Genomic DNA, 16,725 nt, shown 5'->3' on the forward strand with positions numbered 1-16,725 from the left:
GTACACCAATGACACCGACGGAAGTGCTCCATGAAACTGCGCAATATCACCCTTGGCACGGCAACTCTGGCTTTGGCCGTCACCCTGGCAGCTCCCGCCGTGGCTGCTCAGATCGAACCGACTGGATCTGATCCACTGATCATCGGCCACCGCGGAGCAGCAGGCGTGGCACCGGAGAACACCTTGGCTGCCATCAAGGCAGGCAGCCAGTCCGGCGCCGAATTCATCGAAATTGATGTGCAGCTGTCCAAGGACGGAGTACCGTTCATCTTCCACGACGGTACGCCCTCCCGCACCACGAACGTGGCAGAGGTCTTCCCTGACCGCGTCAATGACCCCATCACGTCATTTACCTGGGAAGAACTGCAGCAGCTCGATGCCGGTTCCTACTTCTCAGACGAGTTCGAGGGAACGAAAATTCCCCATTTCGATGAGGTTCCAGGTGCACTGACCGGTGGCACGGGAGTATTCATCGAAATCAAGGATCCAGCCAAGTCCCCTGGCGTGGAGAAGCTGGTAGCCGACGCGCTGGCTGAGGATCCTGAATGGAAGGCACTGGCAGAGGCCAACAAGATCGAGGTCCTTAGCTTCGACGCAGCATCCAACCAGATCTTTGCCCAACTGGCACCTGAAGTACCACTGCAGCAGCTGACCGGAACCGTGCCTTCTGCCGCGGAACTGGCAACCTACGCGACCTACGCGGATTCTTTCGGCACTAGCTACCGCACCCTTGACGCCGCCGGTGCGCAGCGCGTGAAGGACGCAGGCTTGGGCCTGGGCGTCTACACCGTCAACGCCGTCGAAGCAGCCGATGCTGCACTGGCCCTGGGTGTTGAGCGAATCACCGGCGACTTCCCAGCACAGGTGAACCGCCACATCGCTGGCCAGAAAGATTTCCCTGCCAACAATGGCGTGGTGATTGCCAACGCGATCAATGACGTGCCGGGAGATGACATCGCCCCGGAAAATGGCGAGCACGTTATCCTGGAGAACACCGGAAAGCGCACCATCGATGTCAGCGGCTACATCATTCGCGATGCCGCTAACAACATCCTGGAAATTGGAGAAGGATACGAGCTGGAGACAGGAGATCAGCTGCGCGTGTACTCGGGTCCGGGTACCAACAGCGAAGAAGCCTACTACGTGGACGGACCGGGAATCCTGAACAACGGTGGCGACTCGCTGGCGCTGTGGGATGCCAAGGGCAAGCTCACCGATACCTTCGCGAACTAGCTCTAGGTAGAGCGAACCCCCGGGAACCATTGTGGACTGCTCCCCAGAATTTGGATAGGGAAACCAGTACTACTTCCGGGGAGCAGTCTACAAAAATGGGGCGGTTTTCCGTATTAAGGCAGGCAACCCGCCAGCACTTGGGGGACGCTGACGGGTTTCACCAGCGTGAGGCCGCTCTTGGGGAAACGAACTCAATGCCTGACTGGTGACTTTTCGTAATTGGCCTAGGCCAATAGCTACTGTAGTTGCAGGAGAGTGAAAGGTGAAGTGGGCGGGGATAAAATAAAAACTTTTCCCAATTCCAAAAATTCTCTAGGCGTTATGGGCTTGACGAAGTATTCTGTGCATAGGTTTCACGCCGGACTGACGTTTTTTGGGGAATCGGAAGTCTTTGGGGAGATGGATGGGGATCCATCGCCCAGCGCAAAACTCGCAACCAGCCCTCGTTGATGATCGAATCAGCGAGGGCTGGATTAGTTTAAGTGACAACACGCGGGTGGATTCTCACGAGCAACAAGGCCGCACTCCCCAGTACGGGTCGGGATTTGAATCTGTTGTGGATTCCCAATGAATCAGACCAGCCTCTTTGCCTACACCTCGCTCGACGCTAGGGTGATTGATAGGCGGCCTGACCCAATGCACCGGGAAGGGTCCGCTGTGATCGGTTGCACCGTTTGTTTGCCTTCTTGCTTACCGTTTGTTGGCAGCAACTGTAGCTGGGAACCCCTATCGGTGGTTCCGGTGTTGTAGTAGGCTCCGGGACCACCGCCAGCTTGGAACGCGGACACTAGCTGTTTGGATTCAGCTAGTATGAGAACGACGGTCATGGATGCCGTCAGTTTGGTGATCCGTAAGTGCAAGCGAAACTGCGACTGCGATCTTTCGCCTTGTCTTCGTCATTGTTGTATGTACGTTGTTGGAGAGTTCCATCCGGTTCCCGCCAAACGACTCGATAACTGTAACCGTGCTTTAGCTCTCGTCGTTGTACCGTCGCCACTTCTACCTTTAACCCGGTTGTTCTATCTTTAATGCAACAGATCCGGAGTCTAAGGCAACAAGCCGATTTGAGATAAGAAAAACCCCGGAATCACAAGGATTCCGGGGCTATTCAACGCGGTGACGGTGGGATTTGAACCCATTATCCTATCCGCGCCATTACTGCTAGCTCCCGAATATCCCTTGTGTTTACTGGCATCTGGGCTCATTGGCTCACAGGTGCGCACCACGTCCCACAGGTATTCCTGCACCAAAATGCACCACAGTGCACCACCGTTAGAGCTGTTCGGCGCGCTGCTTGCTGAGGGCTTCGACCACGTTGTCGAGGTCGTCGGGGAGCAGTGCCGCGTAGGTGTCCAACGTGACCTTGGCCGACTTGTGGCCGAGCATGCGCTGTACCACCTTGACGTTGGCCCCGGCGCTGATTGCCAGCGATGCCGCCGTGTGCCGCAGGTCGTGGGGCGTGACCCTGCGGAACGACTTGTCGGACGCCTGGGCTCGCTTCACGGCTCCGGTGAACCATCCGGTCTTGGCGTTGCCCGGGTTCGCCCCTCCTACTTAAGTAGTATTTACGCCGTTCTTATTTAATGGTGATTATTAAACGTGCTCGTATCTGAGGCAATTCGATCCAGACCGAGGACTTTTGTTGCGGAGGCTCGATTTCGGTCGACCCCCGCTTGGCACGGCAGATGATGCGCCGATCTTTACGAAGATGTAGATTTCGATTCATTCAAAAGGTGATAGTCGTGAAGCTCAAACTTCACTCGATTGCGGACAGGTCAAATGAAGACCACTGTATTCCAATCCCAACATCAAGACAACAATCCAGCTCCGGGGTCACGTACCTCGCGATCGCGTTCGTGGCAATCGCTTCCCTGGTCCTGAGCCTGAGTACGGCTTTGACTAAGCCAGCGGCGGCCGCTTCGTCTCCGGCTGTGACCAGCATCGCCAGCTTCGGCGAGAACGCAGAGATTCTGTCGAAGTCGGAGGCCCTCCAGTTGGCCAAGAATGCCGATCTTCCAACAGAGTCGCTCTCAGGTCTGAAAGTTGACCGTTCCGGCGTCCAAGCATGGTCGATGTCAGACGGGACATCGTATGTGAGCTACCCGCTCGTCGGCGACGGCGTCCAGCTCGCCACAGTCGGTGCACTCCTGGACAACTCAGGCAACGTTGCGCAGCGCACAGAGATGGCTTTCGTTGGCGACGATGCATCTGGTCATGCCCGCATGTGGGTTGACGGAAATCTGACCATGGACAAGCAATTGACCACTGCTGACGCGGCAAACAACGTCACCACATATGCCGGTTTCTGGGACAAGCTCAACAACTGCCTTGCCAACGCGGGCATCCCTGGCTGGGTTATTACCGCCATCACTATCGCCTGCGCGGCGGTCTGCGTAGGAACCGTTGGGCTCGGCTGCGTGGGCTGCATCGCGGCAGCTGCGGGCGTCTGGGGCGGCCAGGTCGGCTATTGCATCGACCAGGCCCAGAAATAGGAAGTGGTCAACATGAAAAAGATTTCGAAAGCAATCATCGCGATGGTTGCAGGCTGGGCGATGCTCTTCGCGGTTGCTAGTCCGGTCAACGCTTCCGAAAGCTCGTTCTCAACCAACCGGCCGCTTTCGGATTCAACTGTTGAGCGAGCGATCGCAATAGCTGAGCCGAGTTTCGACGCTCAGCTGCGAAACGGCGCAGAAGTCGATATCAAGCAGGCAAACGTCGCCCGGATCAATGGCTCCAGTTCGTTGATGGTGGCAGTGGCTACGTCTGGCGACGGCCACAACGAGGGTTCGTTCGCCGTTGCCGTCGTCGACGCCGCGGGAGACGTTGTCCAGAGCTTTGCGCAGGTTCAAGCTACGTACACCAGCGACAGCACTGCCGATGTGAAGCAGTGGGTCGATGGGAGTCTCCTTAAGCAGTGGACTGTTGAAGCCACTCCCGAAGCTGAAGCTCAGGCTGCGAAGGCTTTGAGCGCCATGTCTCCTGCAGACTCGTCGGTGGGCGTTGCGGCCGCTGGTAACGAGGGTGTGATCAAGTGCCTCAACGCGCTGGGCATCTCCACCATGGCGGCGCTCGTGATCATCTCCACCTGTGCGGCATTCTGTGCTGTTACCGTTGGAACAGGCTGCATCATCTGCGTGGCTGGGTTCACCGCTGTCGCTGGCGCATCCGTAGGACAGTGCCTGAGCGGTGCCAGCTAGGCACGAGAAAGGAAACGGCAAATGACAAAGCAACCTAGCAATTCGTCTGCCGCCAGGAAGAGTACCGTGGTGGTGCTTCTGTTCCTTGCGGTAGCCGCGATCAATCTGCCTCGCGTCCCTCAGCTTACTGACTACGCCGTGGTTGGATGGGCTGTCGGCGGAGTGCTGCTGCTCGCAGCACTGATCCTGGCATTCACCAACTACCGCCACCACTCGAAGACCAGCACTTCACGATAGTAGGTAACGCCGGCTCGTTCGTCGAATGAGCCGAGACGAGCACGTCCAGATCCGCTGAGCCTAACCCGAAGAGATCCCCTTGCTGCATCCAGCAGCAGGGGGATCTTTCTCTGTGCCCGGCTTCCTGAGGGCAAGCGCGCGTAGCGCGTGCGGCAGCCCGCCGGGAGGCTATTGGTTCGCAGCGTCCTGCTTGCGCGATGCCCAGTAGGGGCACTCTTCACCGTGGTTGCCCCGGTCGCAGGCGTGCGGGCCGGCATGGTGGTGGAAGCCGTGTTCGCAACGCATGACGACCATGTTGCGACGTCCCTCCGCTGAAATATGCACCACATGTGCACCACGCCAGTTCTTTAAAGGAAGAAAACCCCTGGCTGACCAGGGGTTTTCATTGGCGGTGACGGTGGGATTTGAACCCACGGTACGGGGTTACCGTACACAACATTTCGAGTGTTGCACCTTCGGCCGCTCGGACACGTCACCAGACCTGATAACTCTATAACGAACATCAGGCGAAAACAAAAACGAGAGCGCTGTTTTTGGCCTGAAGTGTTCCGAAACACATCAACGTCGGTTTCTAGCCGCGCTTGCTCCGGAAGAATTCACGCAACAGGTCACCGCATTCTTCTTCCTTGACCCGCGAGTACACCTCGACCCAATGGTTCAATCGCGGTTCACGGACGATATCGAAGATCGAGCCGCACGCGCCGGCCTTCTCGTCCCAGGCCCCGAAGACCAATTTGGGAATGCGCGAAAGGACTATTGCCCCGGCGCACATGGCGCAGGGCTCAAGGGTCACCACCAGGGTGCAGTCGGATAAGCGCCAGCCATCATCTTGTCCCTTGGCTTCCAAGGCCTTGACCGCATTGCGAATGGCGACCACCTCGGCATGCGCCGTGGGGTCCTTGATGGCCTCGCGCTCGTTGCGTCCGGTGGCCAGGACTTCGCCTTCGGGGGAGAGGATGACGGCGCCGATGGGTACGTCATCAGTGGCCAGCGCTTCGCGCGCTTCAGCCAAGGCGAGGTCCATCCAAGCATCAAATTCGTGCACCATAGTGCTTTCACTTTACGTGTTTTGGGACGGTAGCCGGGCGCTCGGAGTGTGGTGCACTGCGCACTGCACTGAAGTTTGCTGTTTCCTTGGGCACACCAAAGTGCTTTAACGGCGGGAAATCGGGGATATCTCTCGATTTGCCTGAGTCGGTGCTGATAGATTTCTACTTATGCGCGTACAGGTAGTCGACCACCCACTGGTGGCACACAAGGTTTCGGTTCTTCGTGATAAGAACACCCCATCCTCGATTTTCCGCCAGCTGACCGACGAACTGGTCACCCTGCTGGCTTATGAGGCAACCCGCGAGGTGAAAACCGAAAACGTTGAGGTGCAGACCCCGGTCGCCACCACCACCGGTACCTCCATTGCCAAGCCGACCCCGCTGGTTGTCCCCATCCTGCGCGCCGGCCTGGGCATGCTCGAAGGCATGACCCGCCTGGTTCCGACCGCTGAGGTCGGCTTCCTGGGCATGGCCCGCAACGAGGCAACCCTGGACATCATCACCTACGCTGACCGCGTGCCAAATGACTTGGCCGGCCGCCAAGTGTTCGTGCTGGATCCGATGCTGGCCACCGGCGGCACCCTGGCCGAGGCCATCAAGTTCATCTTCGAACGCGGCGCAGAATCCGTTACCTGCATTTGCCTGATCGCTGCCCCTGAGGGCATCGAGCGTCTGAAGGAAATCCACGGTGGCGATCATCGCGTGCACATCGTGCTGGCAGCGATGGACGAAAAGCTGGACGAGAAGTCCTACATCATCCCAGGCCTGGGCGATGCCGGCGACCGCCTGTATGGCGTGACCCCGCCCATTGCCTAGTTCCAGCTAAGCGATGTGCCCGAAGGCTGCGGTGACTACACCGCAGCCTTCGGCGTTTCTTCATCGGTTTCGGGCGTGTCCAACGGAAGCCGGACCTCGAAGACGGTATCTCCTGGCTGGGAGGTGACCGTGACGGTGCCCCCGTGGGCTTCGACGATGCTCTTGGCGATCGGCAGGCCCAGCCCGGTCGTGCCATCGGAGCCAGAACGCGCCTTGTCGGCGCGGGTGAAACGTTCGAAGACCCGAGGCAGGAATTCCGGGGCAATGCCCTCACCGGTGTCGTGAACCCGGATGATGGCTTCATCGGTGTCTTCGTCTTGGTCCACCGAAACGGTGACGGTGTTTCCGGCCGTCGTGTGCTTGCGGGCGTTGGCCAAGAGGTTGGTGATCACCCGGCGAAGCGAGGCCGAGTCGCCATTGACAATGGTCTGCGGCGCCTGGCAGTCGAACTCCCAATGGTGGTCGCTCGCGGTGAGCTTGAAGTCCTCGGTGATATCCGATGTCAGCGAGCACAGGTCAATTTCGCTGCGCTTGAACGCATTCTCCTCATCCAGCCGAGCCAGGAGCAGCAGATTCTCAACCAGTGAGCTCATTCGGCTGCTTTGCTGCAGAACGCGGTCCACCGAGCGCTGCCCGTCCGGGGAGAAATGCTCGGTGGCCGAGAGCAGCTCGGTGTAGCCGCGGATCGCCGAGAGCGGAGTGCGCAGTTCGTGCGAGGCATCGGCGACAAATTGGCGCATCTGGGCCTGGGACTTCTCGCGGGCGGTCAGTGCGGTGGCGACGTTGCTGATCATCGCGTTCAGCGCATTGCCGACATTGCCCACCTCGGTACCGGGGACTGCATCTTGCGCCGGGACGCGCTGGGTCAGGTCCACCTTTCCTGAATCAAGCTCTTCGGCGGCAACCGAAGCAGCCACGGTGGCCACGCGCTTCAGCGAGGCAAGCGAGCGGGAGATCAGCCACGAACCGGCCAGGCCCGCACCGGCGATCAGGATCAAGGCGATGAACAGCGTCAGCCAGGCCATGCCGCGCAACGCCAGATCGGTGCTGTGCAGGGGCAAACCGACAATCAGGATGCCGTTGGATCCAGAGTCCTTGACTGCGACGAGGTAATAGTCGCCCACAGTCAGGTGGGCACGTACCGGCTTGAACTGCCCGCCGGCACGCAACGTGCTCAGCTCCAGATCCACCATCGGGATGGCATCTTCCTGGCTCAGCTGCTTCAGCACGCCGGTGCGTTCGTCCAGCACACCGCCGTTGAAGACGTATTTGTCGACGAACCGCGCGGTCAGCGTGCCGGCGGACTGGCCGGGGGCATCAAGCCGGGAGTTCACCGCTGGTGCACCCTGCGAATAATTCAGCGCGCGTTCGGTGGTGAGCCGCAGCTGGCTGTTGAGCTGGTCCATCAAGGTCTGGCGCATGCCCGCGTTATAGAGCAGGCCGAGCAAGACAGATACGGCGGTGACCGAGGTCAGCAGGATGAGCAGCAGTTTGCGCTGCAGCGCGTGCGGCGAGCTCACCCTGGTGTTCGGGGAAAAGAAACTCATGCAGCCGGCTTCAGCACGTAGCCAACGCCACGCACGGTGTGGATCATCGGCTCCGCGTCAACGTCAATCTTCTTGCGCAGGTACGAGATGTACAGTTCGACGATGTTCGCCTGGCCGTCGAAATCGTAGTGCCAGACGTTGTCCAGGATCTGCGACTTGGATACCACGCGGCGGGCGTTGTTCATCAGGTAGCTGAGCAGGTCGAATTCGGTGGCGGTCAGCGAAATTTCGCGGCCTGCGCGGGATACGTCGTGCGAGTCCATGTTCAGCACCAGATCGCCGACGACCAATTCAGCGGAATCCGCAGTGGCCGCACCGGAACGTTCCACGAGTCGGTGCAATCGGATCAGGACCTCTTCGAGGCTGAAGGGCTTGGCGACGTAGTCGTCTGCACCGGCCCCCAGGCCCTCGATACGGTCTTCAACCGCGTCCTTGGCAGTGAGGAAAAGTACGGGGATTTCAGGGAAGTGGGTGCGCACCTTGCGCAACACCTCGGGGCCGTCGAACCCAGGCAGCATCCAGTCGAGAACCAGTACGTCCGGCGCTAGGGAGCGAGCGGTGGCTACTGCTTCGGGCCCATCGTGGGCCATCGTGGCTTCCCAGCCGAGCATGCGGGTTCCCATGGCGACCAATTCCGCCAATGAAGGTTCATCATCGACCACGAGAACTTTGATTGCCGTGCCATCAGGGTGAGTCAGCCGGGGCAATTGCGAAGGGGAGAATCGTGATTCATTCATGTTAATCAGCTTGTCCTATTGCCATGGGCCGAGAATATGTTTTTGCTGTGTGCCAGCTATGACTATAAGTCGATTTTATGCGGGGAAAACCCGAACCGATAGTGGTTAATTTGGTCAACCCCCAAGAACGACGAATGATTGAAGCGTGGACGGACCATAGTGATGAATGAATATTCAGGCCTATGAATGGACCGGACATAATGACGAAGTTCTATTGATATGTTGACCATATTGTTTAGTTAAGCGCTTAGGTAGCCTAGAATTGTCTAAAGTGTTGTGCGTCACGTTTGGAAACATTCGTCTCACTATGTGGACGCAGGTGTTCATTGTTACTTGCAAGTTGCCAATGTTACGAGGAAACTAGAGGTGTGAGTACGGCGCAGGACGGTAAAAGCACCTCGGATTCCAACATCGAGTTGCCCAAGATCGTCCTCAACGAATGCTCGGCGTCCATGGCCTCCAAGTCGAATTATGAGTGATTTGTAATCCGATTTTGGGAGTTATTGACGGGAAACCCAACTGCTGAACGTGGACGAAGGCCGCGAACAGCGCAAGCAAAACCCGAAGCATGAGCGCCAAACCACTTGGCCTTCGCACTAAAAGAGGAAAAGATTATGTCGGCTGGTTCCGGATACGTCCACGTTTCAATTCGCAATGCGCAGAACCGCGCAGCAGCTGCGCAGCGTTCAGCTTCTGGCAGCTATGCACCAGCGGGTTACCGTCCGCTGCGCGCGGTTTCCAATGTTCATGAAACACGTGATGCATCGCATCAGCCGGCTAGCACTCCAGTGCAGTCAACAGGCCAGCCAAGCGCCGACACCTCCGCACGCGGCTTCGTGCTCTACGTGGGCCTGGATGAAACTGCCGCCCAGGCGCAGGGCACCTCGCTGGGCAAGCTGGCCACCCAGGTCCGCGCCTTCCTGGCCACCTTGTCGCCGCAAGCGCAGACCCATGCCGCCGTGGCACTGGCTCCAACTAGCGCCCAGGGTGAGCCCATCGATGTAGTTCGCCAGGCTTTGGGCGATCCGACGATTTCCCGCCGGCCACGCGCTGAAGCCCGTCCATCCACCCCGCGCCCATCTGGCGTGCTGATCGACCTCTCGCGCCGCGAAGTCTACCTGGATGGCGAAACCCTGAACCTGACCTTCAAGGAATTCGAGCTGCTGAACTTCCTCGTGGAAAACGGCACCCGCACCGTAGGCCGCGAAGAGCTGCTGGAAAACCTGTGGCGCAATGCCGAAGAAGTCCCTAACGAACGCACCATCGACGTGCATATCCGTCGTCTGCGTTCCAAGCTGGGACGCCTGGCCAATACCGTGCGCACCGTACGTGGCCAGGGCTACCGCTTCTACGAGCACCCAGAAGTTGTTGTCTGGGCAGCTCCGGAATACTCCATCTAGCATCAGCTGGCAGCAGTGGCGGGCAAACCGGGTTCGGTTTGCCCGCCACTGCTGTCTTAAGCTGGAACAATGAACACCATGCATTCCCGCAAGCTCATGCTGATGCGCCACGCCAAAGCCGACTACCCGCTGGGCGTCGCGGATCACGACCGGCCGCTGGCGGCCCGCGGGCACCGCGAAGCCCCGGCCGCCGGAGCCTGGCTTGTGGAGAATGGCCTAATACCGGACTACATCATCTGCTCCGACGCGCTGCGTGCGCGCTCCACCTGCGCCTGGGTGCTTTCCGAAATCGGCGAGAAGGGCCCGACCCCCTATGTCGATTCGCGCATTCTCACCGCAGGAGTCTCGCAGCTGTGCTCCATCATCAATGAAGTTCCCGATACGGTCAGCAACCTGCTGGTGATCGGGCACCAGCCGGTGCTCCAGGAATTGGCGCTGCGCTTGGCGGCAATGGACTCGGATGAAGAAGCCGTTTACGAGCTGGCGATGAACTATCCGACCCTGGGAACCACGGTGTTGGAAACCAAGCATCCGTACTCGCACCTGGATGCCCGTGATGCGCGCGTCACGCATTTCACCGCACCGCGGCCCGCATGAGAGAAGTCTCATCAAGTTTTTTCTAATGCACTAGTCAGCCTGTAAATAAGCGGTGATCTGCCTTTATGAGAAGCAGATGATAGGCCTCTCATCGAATACACCTCGCCGCCTCATGAACCGTTCACTTTCAGTTAACCATTGCTCGTTTCACTGGGAATCGTTGGCAGCACGGCCAGCACCGGCAAACCGCAACGGCGGGCCGGAAACACTGAAAGAGGAATAGGCAGATGGCCATCATCGCAGAATCACTTCCAACGCAGACCCCCGCAGCGCGCAATGAAGTGCAGCAGCAGATCGATGCACAGCGCGCCCGCACCATCCGCGCTGCCTACACCACCCGCTTCGTTGCAGCCGAGCTGCAGCGCAATCCGCAGGATTTCGAGATCGTGCGCCGCGCAAACATGGTGCCGCGTGCCGGTGACGTCGTCATCGCGGCTGTGACCGAGCTAGGCAAGCACACGCGCCTGCAGTCCCCGGTTTCCCGACGCCAGCTGATGTTCGTCGGACAGGAAATCATGGTCGCCTACGGCCACCGCTACGCACCAGACCAGTTCCTGGCCCATGTGCCGGATAACCTGGGTCCATGCCAGCTGGTTGCAGGCGGCGGTGTCGCCAGCGAAGTCATCGAACAGCACGCCTCGATCGATATGGCGACACAGCTGCAGCCCGCAGGCCTGCTGATGCGCCACGGCAAGGTCGTGAACCTGGTGGACTTCGCTCCACTGGGCATCGAGAACGCATCGCCGCGCGCAGCGCAGGTTGCCGCGCCGCGCCCGCCGATGATCGCAGTGCTGGGCACCTCGATGAACTCCGGCAAGTCCACCACCCTGGGATGCCTGGTCAACGGACTGGTCAACTCCGGCATGGAAGTTGCCGCAGGCAAGGCCACCGGCACGGGTGCCGGCAATGATCCGAACCTGTTCACCGATGCCGGCGCCTTCAGCGTCTGCGACTTCACCGACTTCGGCTTCCCAACCACCTACCGCTTGGACTACGAAACCGTGCGCGACCTGCTGGTGGCGATGATCCGCGAGCAAAGCGCCACCGGCGCAGACGCAGTGGTCATCGAGATCGCCGACGGGCTGTTCCAGGGCGAAACTTCCCGCTTGCTGCGCGACCCGATTTTCGCCGAGCATGTAGACCGCGTGCTGTTCAGCGCCCAGGACGCTTTGGGTGCCCAGGCCGGAGAGCGAATCCTGCGCGAAGCAGGCCTGGATGTTGCCGCGGTTTCCGGGGTGCTCACGGCCTCCCCGCTGGCCGCGATGGAAGCCCAGGCGCAGCTGTCCACCCCGGTCATCGGGACCTTCGACCTGTGCCAGGCAGAGGTTGCCGCCGCCCTGCTGCCAACCCGCTAGGAGCCAAGATGCTGGACCAGAAGATCGCCGTTGAGCAGCCGGCGCAGCCTGGGCGCCTGCCGGCCCTGGTAGCGCCCGGGCGGCGGATGCTGCTGGCCGGATTGCTCAGCCTGGGCATTCTCGCCGGCTTGCTCTCGATTGCCATCGGCTGGCTGATCGGACAGCTCTCGGCCCGCATCAGCTGGGCAGCTCTTGGCGCGGTCCGGGGCTTGGTGGGATGCTTCTTCCTGGCCAAGTACGCTGAACGGGTGCTGGCCGAGAAGCTCGGCCAGCATTATGTGGCCCAGCTGCGCCGCGGGCTGGTCACGCACGCTTTGCGCAGTGCACGCGGTCCGTCCATGGGCATCACCATCGCCCGTTCCACCAACGACCTGTCCTCGATCCGCAACTGGATTGTGCAGGGCATGGTCCCGCTGGTCGCCGGCTTGCCATTGCTGATTGTCAGCGGTGCGGGCCTGTGGTTCCTGCATCCGCTCCTGGCCCTGAGCTTGGCCGCGACCCTGGTGCTCGAGGGCGTCCTGCTGGCGGCCTTGGCCGGGGGTACTTTCCTGAGCGCCAGGACCTTGCGCCGGCACCGTGGGAGCCTGGCCTCGCGCATTGCCGATACCGTCGCGGCGCGGACAGCTATTGCGGCCGGCGGCGGCGTGGAACGTGAAGTGCAAAGGGTGCAGGACTCCTCGCAGAAGGTGATCGATGCTTCGGTGCATCGCGCCCGGTTCGCCGCCGCCCTGCGTGGCGGGGCGCTGGCCATTCCGCTGCTGGGTACCGCGCTGGTTGTGGCGGCGGCCTCGATGGCGCAGCTTCCGCCAGCCGCCGTGGCGACCGCCCTGACGCTGATGGGAATTTGCGCAGGAACCCTGGGCGAGTGGGGCCGCGTGGTGGAGTACCGGCAGAATTACAAGGCGGGCCGGCGAATCATCGCGCCGCTGCTGGCCGAGCAGGAACGCTGGCGGGCCCGCGAAGAATCTTCGGCAAGCACCCGCGATGCCAAGGAGCTGATGCTCCAGCCTTCCTCGGTGCGCATCCAGGTGCCCGCAGGGATGGCCGACCAGTTTTCCACCCTGCGGGCACAGCCCGGGGAGCGAATTGCGCTGCGTGGAAGCCAGGGCCAATGCGCGGCGCTGCTTTCGGCCATTGCTACCGGCGCCCTGGTGCACGGCGCCGACCCGCAGGCCGGGGTGTGGATCGCCGAGGGGCGCAGCGAGGATCTGCCTGCTGCCGGCCGCCGCAAGCTCGTGGGCTCCGCGTTGGAATCCATGGTTCCCGAGCGCGGAAGCGTCGCCCGTGCGCTGCGGTATCGCCATCCGGGCGCTTCGCTGCGCAAGGCCGTGGCGCTGGCTGAAACCTGCGGTTTGAAGATGGCCGATTTGCCCGGTGGAGCGGAAGCCCGCTTGCGCCGGGGCGGCGAACCGCTTAGTTCCGGGCAGCAAGCATCGTTGCTGGTGGCACGGGCGCTGTTGCGCGAACCGCCCTTGCTGGTGGTCGATTCGCTGCTGACCCGCTTGCCCGATGGAGCCTACGGCGACGTGGCCGAACTGCTCAACGGCTATCCCGGGGTGCTGCTCTTCAGCGCCGGACTGCCTGGCATCAGGGAAACCGCCAGCTGGGACGCGCAGGCCTAGGAGCCGGCCGCCGGACGGGTAGCGCGAAGCCCATCCACGGTGAGCAGCACGGCGCGCACCGTTTGCCCGCGATCCAGGCCGGTCTGCCCCGAGGCGCGCATCCGGGCGGTAAACAAGGCGGCACCGAAAATACTGGTGGCTACCGAGAGCTTCTGGTCGGGCTCGAGCACGACCAGGCGTTCGAGCACCTCGATGATCAGCCCGGTCACCTGCGTGTGCAGCGGGGTGCTGGCGAACGCAGTGGCGGTGTCCGCGCTCAGCTGCTCCTGCATCCACAGATGGGCAAAGGAGGGGTAGCTGGCGACGAAGTCCATGGAGAATTCCACCATCTGCCTCAGCGCAAGGTAGGGGTCTTCCCCGGAGGCCGCACGTGCCAGTTCGCCCATGAGCTTGTGCGCGCCGTAGCTGAGGATCTGGCTGACCAGCTCGTCTTTGGAACCGAAATTGTAGTAGACCGTGCCCTTGGAAACGCCGGCCGCGGCCGCGATCTCGTCCACCGAGACGGACTCGGGGGAGCGCGAACCGAGCAGCTGCATGGCCGCTTCGAAGAGCTTCTCCTTCGAATCCGTGGCCCGCACACGGCGGCGTTGGCCCGTTGGCGTTGTCATTCTTTCAGCTCCGGTTGCAGTGTTTTCAAGCTCCAGGTCTTGTTCTTGCGTACCGCAAGCATACTCAAGACTAGTCCAATGGCGGTGTAGAGCAGCAACGAACCGGTAACCGATGGCAGCACTCCCAGATCCGCGCCGTACATCAGGTGGCGCATGCCGATCACCACATTGCTCATGGGCAGGATCCGGTGCAGCAGGTGCAGCGAATCAGGCAAGGTCTCCCAGGGGAAGGTGCCGCCTGAGGTGACCAGCTGCAGGACCATCAGTACCAGCACCACGAACTTTCCAGCGGTGCCCAGCAGCGCGAAGCACCCCTGGATCAGCGCACTGAAGCATAAGGCAGAACCGGCCAGCAAAGCCCAGATCAGCCACGGGTGGGCGGCATGCAGTCCCAGCCCGAATCGCACCACCGCGTAGAGCAGGCTGGTTTGCAGCACTGCGATGGCGGCGAAGGGCAACCAGCCGCCGATGGAAATTTTCCAGTTGCTGCCGTTGGAAGCCAGCGCGCGCTTGGTCATCGGGCGCATCACCTGGGTCAGGATCAGCACGCCGATAAAGGTCGCCAGGGTCATGAAGAAGGGGGCAAGGCCTTCGCCATAAGCCTGCGCTTCGGCCTGCTTGCTATTGGAGACAGCTACCGGATTGCCCATGACTTCGGCCAGTTGCCCGCTGGTGGACTTATCGGGGTTCGGCACCTTCCCGGTGCCGTCCTCCAGGCCGGCGGCCAATTCATCTGAACCGTCTTGCAGTTCTTCGGTGCCGTCCGAGAGCTCGCCGACTCCATCGGAGAGCTGCACCAGTCCGTTGTGCAGGGCTCCGGTGCCGGCGAGCAGCGTGCCGGCACCCTGATCCAGTTGGCTTGCGCCGTCAGCCGCGTTGGTGGCGCCATTCAATGCGGACTGCTGGCCCTCGGCCAGGGTCTTTGCCCCGGTGTGGGCTTCGGCGGCGCCGGAGGCGAGCTTCGCCGAGCCTTGGGCTGCCGAGCCGATGCCCTTCGCGAGTGCAGGCATGGCGTCATCCAACGCCTTGGTGCCATCCGCGAGGGTGCCCAGGCCGGTGGCCAGCTGCTGGTTTCCTTCGGCTACCTGCGCCGATCCGTCGGCGAGGGTGTGCAGCTGCGTTTGCAGGGTAGATAACTCGGTATTGACCTGGGTCACTTTGGTATCCAAGGCATTGCCGAGCGTAGAATTCTGCACGCTTTGGCTGACCGTGTTCTGGATGGAATCAGCCTGGTCCTGGGTGAGCACGCCACTGCTGACCAACTCGTCCAGGCGCCGCTGCGTATCTTCCTTGACGCTATCCAGCTGCGTTTTCGTGTTGGCCTGCAGCTGGTCGATTACCGCGATGGCGTCATCTGCCGTGCTGGCCAGCTGCTGGTTGCCGTCTGCGACCTGCTGTGAACCGGCAGCAAGCTGGTCGGCGGCTTCTTTCGCGCTGGCGGCGCCCTGATCCAGCTTCGAGACGGAACCGGGCAGCGCTTTGGTCTGCGTCTTCAAGGTGTGCAGACCGTCGCTCAGCTCTTTGCTGCCGTCGGCCAGCTGCGCGGTGCCGTCGGCCAGTTCGGCGCTGCCGTCGCGCAGCCGGGTTTGGCCGTCGACCAGTTGGCCCAACCCTCCCGACAGGTCGGCGGTGCCATTCTTCAGGGTCTTGGTGCCCGAGTTCAGCTCGGTGCTGCCATCGACGAGCTTGGTGGTGCCATCGGCCAAGGTGACCACGCCATCGCCCAGTCGCAGGGTGCCATCGTAGAGCTTCCCGGCGCCGTCTGCGGCTTCGCCCATCGAATCGTGGATGTCCACGAATCCGGCGATCATCGCCGAAGCCGTTTCGGTTCCCACTTCCTGGGCGACCGAGGTGCGCACCGTGGTAGCCAGCGTTTTGGCGAAGTTGGAAACCATGAAGTTATTGGCATCGTTGGTCAGCAGCTCGATATTGGCCTGTTCGGCATCATCGAAATCGCCCGGCGAGACCAGGGCCGAGGAAAAGTCCTCGGGCAGGATCAGCGCAAAGGCGTACTGGCCGGTGGCCACGGCCTGCTCGGCTTCCGCCTTCGAATCCACGTGCGCCCAGCTGAAGGTGCCGTCGTCTTCCAATTCCTCGACGACGTCGTCGCCGACTCGGGTTTTCTCGCCGTCCTGTTCAGCGCCTTCATCCAGATTGACCACGGCGGCCGTGACCTTGTCGAGGTTTCCCTGGGGGTCCCAGTTGGCGTAGAGGTAGAGCGCGCCATAGAGCAGCGGAACGCAGGTGACCGCGATGAGCGCCAGTTTGGGCAAGGTGCCGCGGCTCATCCGCTTGAGCTCGGAGAGGGCAAGTCGCAAAGTTGTCAT

At 61.1% G+C, this 16,725-nt stretch carries 15 protein-coding genes and 1 tRNA gene; 9 read left to right on the plus strand and 7 right to left on the minus strand.

Features of this window, described 5'->3' with window-relative positions; all coding sequences use genetic code 11:
• Positions 1-30 precede the first annotated feature (30 nt).
• Entirely contained in the window at positions 31-1,233 is a 1,203-nt protein-coding gene (locus tag ACIOJF_RS14440; protein ID WP_105662481.1) for a glycerophosphodiester phosphodiesterase family protein, read from the plus strand.
• A 1,272-nt stretch (positions 1,234-2,505) separates the two neighbouring features.
• Here ACIOJF_RS14440 and ACIOJF_RS14445 read toward each other — a convergent pair.
• Positions 2,506-2,736, minus strand: coding sequence for a tyrosine-type recombinase/integrase (locus ACIOJF_RS14445; RefSeq protein ID WP_402741786.1), 231 nt, complete (start codon positions 2,734-2,736; stop codon positions 2,506-2,508).
• A 239-nt stretch (positions 2,737-2,975) separates the two neighbouring features.
• On the opposite strand from ACIOJF_RS14445, the gene ACIOJF_RS14450 reads away from it, so the two are divergent.
• From ACIOJF_RS14450 to ACIOJF_RS14460, 3 genes are read left to right on the plus strand one after another with little or no spacing between them, the layout of a single operon-like run.
• The gene (locus tag ACIOJF_RS14450; protein ID WP_146112334.1) at positions 2,976-3,725 is read left to right on the plus strand and encodes a hypothetical protein; all 750 of its coding nucleotides are present in this window, start codon (positions 2,976-2,978) and stop codon (positions 3,723-3,725) included.
• 12 nt (positions 3,726-3,737) lie between these two features.
• Positions 3,738-4,430 carry a hypothetical protein gene (locus ACIOJF_RS14455; protein ID WP_105658824.1) on the plus strand — a complete coding sequence of 231 codons (693 nt, stop codon included), beginning with the start codon at positions 3,738-3,740 and terminating at the stop codon, positions 4,428-4,430.
• Positions 4,431-4,451: 21 nt separating this feature from the next.
• Positions 4,452-4,667 carry a hypothetical protein gene (locus tag ACIOJF_RS14460; RefSeq protein ID WP_133835086.1) on the plus strand — a complete coding sequence of 72 codons (216 nt, stop codon included), beginning with the start codon at positions 4,452-4,454 and terminating at the stop codon, positions 4,665-4,667.
• A 386-nt stretch (positions 4,668-5,053) separates the two neighbouring features.
• Here ACIOJF_RS14460 and ACIOJF_RS14465 read toward each other — a convergent pair.
• Both ACIOJF_RS14465 and tadA read right to left on the minus strand, forming a co-directional pair.
• Positions 5,054-5,144, minus strand: a tRNA-Ser gene (locus tag ACIOJF_RS14465).
• 94 nt (positions 5,145-5,238) lie between these two features.
• Positions 5,239-5,715, minus strand: coding sequence for a tRNA adenosine(34) deaminase TadA (gene tadA / locus ACIOJF_RS14470; RefSeq protein WP_402741787.1), 477 nt, complete (start codon positions 5,713-5,715; stop codon positions 5,239-5,241).
• 169 nt (positions 5,716-5,884) lie between these two features.
• On the opposite strand from tadA, the gene upp reads away from it, so the two are divergent.
• A complete protein-coding gene (gene upp / locus ACIOJF_RS14475; protein WP_105658822.1) occupies positions 5,885-6,532 on the plus strand; it encodes a uracil phosphoribosyltransferase in 648 nt (215 codons plus the stop codon).
• A gap of 35 nt (positions 6,533-6,567) precedes the next feature.
• On the opposite strand, the gene ACIOJF_RS14480 is transcribed toward upp, so the two are convergent.
• Together ACIOJF_RS14480 and ACIOJF_RS14485 are read right to left on the minus strand one after the other, a co-directional pair.
• Entirely contained in the window at positions 6,568-8,079 is a 1,512-nt protein-coding gene (locus ACIOJF_RS14480) for a cell wall metabolism sensor histidine kinase WalK (RefSeq protein WP_105658821.1), read from the minus strand.
• Complete coding sequence (locus tag ACIOJF_RS14485) at positions 8,076-8,816, minus strand: response regulator transcription factor (RefSeq protein WP_105658820.1); 741 nt, start codon at positions 8,814-8,816, stop codon at positions 8,076-8,078. Before ACIOJF_RS14485 ends, ACIOJF_RS14480 begins: the two co-directional genes overlap by 4 nt.
• Positions 8,817-9,430: 614 nt before the next feature.
• Between ACIOJF_RS14485 and ACIOJF_RS14490 the strand changes: the two genes are divergently transcribed.
• From ACIOJF_RS14490 to ACIOJF_RS14505, 4 genes are all read left to right on the plus strand, one after another.
• Positions 9,431-10,216, plus strand: a complete 786-nt coding sequence (locus tag ACIOJF_RS14490; RefSeq protein WP_105658819.1) for a winged helix-turn-helix domain-containing protein — start codon at positions 9,431-9,433, stop codon at positions 10,214-10,216.
• A gap of 69 nt (positions 10,217-10,285) precedes the next feature.
• Positions 10,286-10,813, plus strand: coding sequence for a SixA phosphatase family protein (locus ACIOJF_RS14495; RefSeq protein WP_402741788.1), 528 nt, complete (start codon positions 10,286-10,288; stop codon positions 10,811-10,813).
• Positions 10,814-11,040: 227 nt separating this feature from the next.
• Entirely contained in the window at positions 11,041-12,168 is a 1,128-nt protein-coding gene (locus tag ACIOJF_RS14500) for a DUF1611 domain-containing protein (protein WP_402741789.1), read from the plus strand.
• Between the two features lie 8 nt (positions 12,169-12,176).
• Positions 12,177-13,790 (plus strand): ABC transporter transmembrane domain-containing protein, encoded by a 1,614-nt coding sequence (locus ACIOJF_RS14505; protein WP_402741790.1) that lies wholly within the window; start codon positions 12,177-12,179, stop codon positions 13,788-13,790.
• On the opposite strand, the gene ACIOJF_RS14510 is transcribed toward ACIOJF_RS14505, so the two are convergent.
• Together ACIOJF_RS14510 and ACIOJF_RS14515 are read right to left on the minus strand one after the other, a co-directional pair.
• A complete protein-coding gene (locus tag ACIOJF_RS14510) occupies positions 13,787-14,398 on the minus strand; it encodes a TetR/AcrR family transcriptional regulator (RefSeq protein WP_105658815.1) in 612 nt (203 codons plus the stop codon). The two genes, ACIOJF_RS14505 and ACIOJF_RS14510, sit on opposite strands and share 4 nt — an antisense overlap.
• Complete coding sequence (locus ACIOJF_RS14515) at positions 14,395-16,725, minus strand: YhgE/Pip family protein (RefSeq protein WP_402741791.1); 2,331 nt, start codon at positions 16,723-16,725, stop codon at positions 14,395-14,397. Before ACIOJF_RS14515 ends, ACIOJF_RS14510 begins: the two co-directional genes overlap by 4 nt.

This window comes from Glutamicibacter sp. NPDC087831, from assembly GCF_044742845.1.
GTDB lineage: Bacteria > Actinomycetota > Actinomycetes > Actinomycetales > Micrococcaceae > Glutamicibacter.

What these genes read in the sequence shown, in the direction of transcription:
- ACIOJF_RS14510 (WP_105658815.1), bottom strand. Translation starts at nt 14,398, where the DNA reads ATGACAACGCCAACGGGCCAACGCCGCCGTGTGCGGGCCACGGATTCG.
- ACIOJF_RS14505 (WP_402741790.1), top strand. Translation starts at nt 12,177, where the DNA reads ATGCTGGACCAGAAGATCGCCGTTGAGCAGCCGGCGCAGCCTGGGCGC.
- ACIOJF_RS14500 (WP_402741789.1), top strand. Translation starts at nt 11,041, where the DNA reads ATGGCCATCATCGCAGAATCACTTCCAACGCAGACCCCCGCAGCGCGC.
- ACIOJF_RS14440 (WP_105662481.1), top strand. Translation starts at nt 31, where the DNA reads ATGAAACTGCGCAATATCACCCTTGGCACGGCAACTCTGGCTTTGGCC.
- ACIOJF_RS14485 (WP_105658820.1), bottom strand. Translation starts at nt 8,816, where the DNA reads ATGAATGAATCACGATTCTCCCCTTCGCAATTGCCCCGGCTGACTCAC.
- ACIOJF_RS14460 (WP_133835086.1), top strand. Translation starts at nt 4,452, where the DNA reads ATGACAAAGCAACCTAGCAATTCGTCTGCCGCCAGGAAGAGTACCGTG.
- ACIOJF_RS14490 (WP_105658819.1), top strand. Translation starts at nt 9,431, where the DNA reads ATGTCGGCTGGTTCCGGATACGTCCACGTTTCAATTCGCAATGCGCAG.
- ACIOJF_RS14495 (WP_402741788.1), top strand. Translation starts at nt 10,286, where the DNA reads ATGAACACCATGCATTCCCGCAAGCTCATGCTGATGCGCCACGCCAAA.
- ACIOJF_RS14455 (WP_105658824.1), top strand. Translation starts at nt 3,738, where the DNA reads ATGAAAAAGATTTCGAAAGCAATCATCGCGATGGTTGCAGGCTGGGCG.
- upp (WP_105658822.1), top strand. Translation starts at nt 5,885, where the DNA reads ATGCGCGTACAGGTAGTCGACCACCCACTGGTGGCACACAAGGTTTCG.
- ACIOJF_RS14480 (WP_105658821.1), bottom strand. Translation starts at nt 8,079, where the DNA reads ATGAGTTTCTTTTCCCCGAACACCAGGGTGAGCTCGCCGCACGCGCTG.
- ACIOJF_RS14515 (WP_402741791.1), bottom strand. Translation starts at nt 16,725, where the DNA reads ATGACAACTTTGCGACTTGCCCTCTCCGAGCTCAAGCGGATGAGCCGC.
- tadA (WP_402741787.1), bottom strand. Translation starts at nt 5,715, where the DNA reads ATGGTGCACGAATTTGATGCTTGGATGGACCTCGCCTTGGCTGAAGCG.